Here is a 3,669-nt window from a genome sequence, read left to right as displayed (position 1 = left end):
CACCGATAGCGTCGGCCGTGCGCGCGCAGCCCAGGCTCCGCGCCAGCGCCGATACGGCTGAACCGGCCCCACGGGCCAACACCGCGAGAAGCACCGACAAAGCCGACAGGGCCGATGGGCTTGGGCTCCTCGCCACACCGGGTGACATCTCCGGTCACCGTTTCGACGACGAGGACTACCCCGCCTACAGCATGGGCCGGGCCGCCGAGATGCTCGGCGTCACCCCGGCGTTCCTGCGCAACCTGGGCACCGCCAAGCTGATCGAGCCGCAGCGCTCCGAGGGCGGCCACCGCCGTTACTCGCGCTACCAGCTGCGCCTGGCCGCCCGCGCCCGCGAGCTGGTCGACCAGGGCACCGCCCTGGAGGCCGCCTGCCGCATCATCATCCTGGAAGACCAGCTCGCCGAGGCCCTGCGCATCAACACCGAACTCCAGCACCATCGCGACCGCCACCAGCCCGACACCACCAGCCGCATCTCGGCCTGAGGGCCGGCGCCCGCACCCGCGATCGCCCGCACCACCGCCGATGGCGCCGGCCTCGCCCCGGCACCCTCACTCACCAGTCCAAGGGCGCCCTGCCTCGCAGCGGCAGGGCGGCCCGGTCTGGTGAAGGCGCACGGCTCGGTGAAGGCGCACGGCTCACGCGCCGACGGCGATGCCGGTGAGGGGTGTGACGCCCCCCGGCGCAGCCGGTACCTCCGCCCCAGATGCCACGCCTACGACGAGGGAGTACCGGCCCTGACCTCACGGATCAGAGCCCTCGCGGTGGCTTGGACCTGCTCGGCATCCGCTCCCCGCCCCGGTCGTCTGATTAATTCATTAAGACGACAAATCTCCGCGAGTTCGACAGAAGCGCGAAAGAAGCCCCGCTCGCCTCCGAAGACGAGCGGGGCTTCTTTGAAATCCTGTTACGGCTGGCTTATCCCAGGACCAGCAGCGTGGAGCGCCGTCTCACGACGGACACATTCTCGCGGGGCTTCAGGAGGGTCGCTCCAGACGCGAGACGATCATGATGCCACTGCTCGTCGGCTGGAAGATCAGCATGACGTTATAGAGACGGCGACCGGTTGATCCAAAGGCACTCGACTCGCGTAGTTCCGATCACGTTCGACACATGAGCAGGGACTTTCCTTTCTTCTCGGCGCCAGCCGAGCCGGTCGTACGGCGATCCGTCGTAGCCGGACAGCAGGATCGTGCCGGGGAAGTCCTCGATCACTTCCATCAGCGCCTCGTGGAATGCGGCCCCGCCGTTGTCGGTGGCGTATTTGCTGGAGCTGTTCCGCGTCGCGCCCAGGTACGGCGGATCGAGGTAGACGACGGCTTGCGGATCACGCCACCGCCGGATCAGGTCCAGCGCATTCATGTTCTCGATCTCCACGCCCCGGATGCGTTCCGCGACCCGCGACAGCCGCTCGTCGATCCGCCGCCGGAACGTGTGAGCCTTCGCCGTCTTCGCGGCCGAGCTGGCGGAGAACCCCACGGTGCCCGTCGACGCGTTGAACGCCATGCAGCACCAGGTGAAGAACTCCCGTGCCCGCTCCAACGGGTCGATGGTGCCGCTCTTGCCGTCTCGGCACCACAGGTACTCGTCTCGGGCGTACGGCGTGAGTTCGAGCAGCGCAACCAGCTCGTCATGCCGGTCCCTCAGCACCCGCCAGAAGTTGACGACGTCCCCGTTCAGGTCGTTGATGACCTCCACCCGGCTCTCAGGCTTCGCCAGCAGCACCGCGGCCGACCCGACGAACGGCTCGACGTAGACGACGTGCTCGGGAGCGTAAGACAAGATCCATGGGGCGAGGTTGTTCTTTCCGCCGTAGTACGGAAACGGCGTCTTTATCGTCACGGTCCCCCGCATTCGTCCTGGTCGGGTGCTTACTTGTCGTCGGTGCGGAGCCAGCCGAGGAGCGCCTGGACGCCGGGCAGTGCCATGACCCGAGCCAGGCCGCCGGCCACGCCCAGGCCCACGGCGACCCAGGGCAGGGTCTCGGGGATGCCCGCCGCCTGGACCGCGGCGGGAAGGACCACCGCGATGGCCACGAGCGCCTGGAGGACGGTGCGGATGGAGCGCTTGGTGTCGTTCGACATGCGTGTCTCCTCATGAAAAAACCGCCCTCGGACGAAGGCGGAAAAGTGAAACCGGGGCAGGTCAGAGGTGGTTACCGCAGGTCTCCGGCGGCCACCAGGCGTTCCAGCCCGGCACCCGGCGGGCGGTGGCCTCGTCGGCGAACACGTAGACGGAGGGCCGCCAGACGACTTGCGGGCCGTCGTGGAGCATCAGGAGGTTGACCACCCAGACGTCGTGACCGGCGATGGTCGTCTGATCCCAGACGCGGGTGATGATGGCAGGCACGACGTCGCCGCCGTTGTGAACGCCGAGACGGCCCAGGGCGTGAACGAACCGGCCGAGACAACACGGTGCGGGCATGCCTGTTCCTCCACTTCGAGGTTTTCGCTCTACGGCGCCGGGGTGACGCAGGCCAGCGTCTCGGTGGCCTTGGTCCAGGAGCACGTCCACGGCCCGGCCCCGGAGAACGTCAGCTTGAACGGAGCCGAGTCGAACCCTCGGCCAGCGGCACCGGCCGCGCCCGTGGCGCCCTTCGGACCCGTGGCCACGACGGTCGACAGCGGCACCTTGACCTCGTTCGTCCGGCACTTCCCATAAGAGGACTTGGCCAGGTTCTTCGCCTCCAGCATCCGGAGGTAGCCGCCGTTCGTCTTGTTCGCGCACACCCCGACCGTCTTCGGCGGGGCGGCCACCGCGGCGTACGCTCCAGCGCCAGCCGTACCGGCAACGAGCGCAATCACCAGGGCGACCGCGCCGATCCTCGGAATCCTCATGCCTTCTTCTCCTTCTTCGCTCCGGACTCCCACACCCACGTAAGGAGCCACGTTTCCGCGCTGACCTTGCCGTTCACCGGCGCGCCGACCGTCCGCTGTACCTGCTCACACGCCTTCTTGGAGGCGGGGCCGTAGCAGCCGTCAGCGACCAGGCCCGGGACGAACCGCCGCGCGGCGGTCTGCCACGTCCGCACGTCCTGGCCCTCGATCAGGGGCGACACGAGGCGCAGCGTGCGACGAAACTCCGGCACTCCTCCCAGCGTCGGCTTGGGAGGCTCCGTGACCTCGGTCATCAGCCGGGCGACCTGGACGCGGAAGGTGTCCATGTTCACGCCGTGCGGGTCCGGCTTGCCGCGCTGGACCTCCTTGTGCCCGACCACCCGCGACACCGGGAGGTCGAACTCCTTGGTCAGCTCGGCGCAGAGCTTCCGGAAGGAATGGAGCTGGACGCCAGGCCAGGGCTGGCGGCCGTCGTTCTCGGCCTCGATGCCGATCGACGCCGAGTTCGTGTGGTTCGCCGACGTGCTCGGGGCGTTGTGCCAGCAGAGCCCGGCCGCGACCACGAAGATCGTCCCGTCACGCCGAAGCCAGAACTGCGAGAGCGGGCCGTCGAGCCCTGGTCGGCCGTCCCGGATCACGTGCATGTCGTCGCGCCCGGCGGTGTGATGGCACACGACGCCCCGCACCGAGGGTTGGGGACCGTGCCCCCTCGTCTTCCAGCCCGGCACCTCCACAACCGGGCACCCCGTACCAATGGAGAAATATGGGCGTCACGGTTTTTCGGGGTGTTTGTCAGTGCTTTTTGCCCAGGTGACAGCCTGGGGGTATGAGG

General features: G+C 68.3%; 6 protein-coding genes. 1 reads left to right on the top strand and 5 read right to left on the bottom strand.

The window, feature by feature from the left end; genetic code table 11:
• Positions 1-191 precede the first annotated feature (191 nt).
• On the top strand, positions 192-485 hold the full coding sequence (locus ACSDR0_RS49730) for a MerR family transcriptional regulator (protein WP_435295982.1): 294 nt from the start codon (positions 192-194) through the stop codon (positions 483-485).
• Between the two features lie 562 nt (positions 486-1,047).
• On the opposite strand, the gene ACSDR0_RS49725 is transcribed toward ACSDR0_RS49730, so the two are convergent.
• The 5 genes from ACSDR0_RS49725 to ACSDR0_RS49705 all read right to left on the bottom strand — a co-directional run bounded on the left by ACSDR0_RS49725 (position 1,048) and on the right by ACSDR0_RS49705 (position 3,523).
• Entirely contained in the window at positions 1,048-1,842 is a 795-nt protein-coding gene (locus ACSDR0_RS49725; RefSeq protein ID WP_435295981.1) for a DNA adenine methylase, read from the bottom strand.
• A gap of 29 nt (positions 1,843-1,871) precedes the next feature.
• Complete coding sequence (locus ACSDR0_RS49720) at positions 1,872-2,084, bottom strand: hypothetical protein (RefSeq protein ID WP_386267298.1); 213 nt, start codon at positions 2,082-2,084, stop codon at positions 1,872-1,874.
• Positions 2,085-2,145: 61 nt separating this feature from the next.
• Positions 2,146-2,424 (bottom strand): hypothetical protein, encoded by a 279-nt coding sequence (locus tag ACSDR0_RS49715; protein WP_435295980.1) that lies wholly within the window; start codon positions 2,422-2,424, stop codon positions 2,146-2,148.
• Between the two features lie 29 nt (positions 2,425-2,453).
• Positions 2,454-2,837 carry a hypothetical protein gene (locus tag ACSDR0_RS49710; RefSeq protein WP_435295979.1) on the bottom strand — a complete coding sequence of 128 codons (384 nt, stop codon included), beginning with the start codon at positions 2,835-2,837 and terminating at the stop codon, positions 2,454-2,456.
• Positions 2,834-3,523 carry a peptidoglycan recognition protein family protein gene (locus ACSDR0_RS49705; protein WP_435295978.1) on the bottom strand — a complete coding sequence of 230 codons (690 nt, stop codon included), beginning with the start codon at positions 3,521-3,523 and terminating at the stop codon, positions 2,834-2,836. Before ACSDR0_RS49705 ends, ACSDR0_RS49710 begins: the two co-directional genes overlap by 4 nt.
• Positions 3,524-3,669: the final 146 nt, after the last annotated feature.

The organism is Streptosporangium sp. G11 (genome assembly GCF_051192615.1).
Taxonomy (GTDB): domain Bacteria; phylum Actinomycetota; class Actinomycetes; order Streptosporangiales; family Streptosporangiaceae; genus Streptosporangium.
This window is presented reverse-complemented; position numbering and strand designations above follow the sequence as displayed.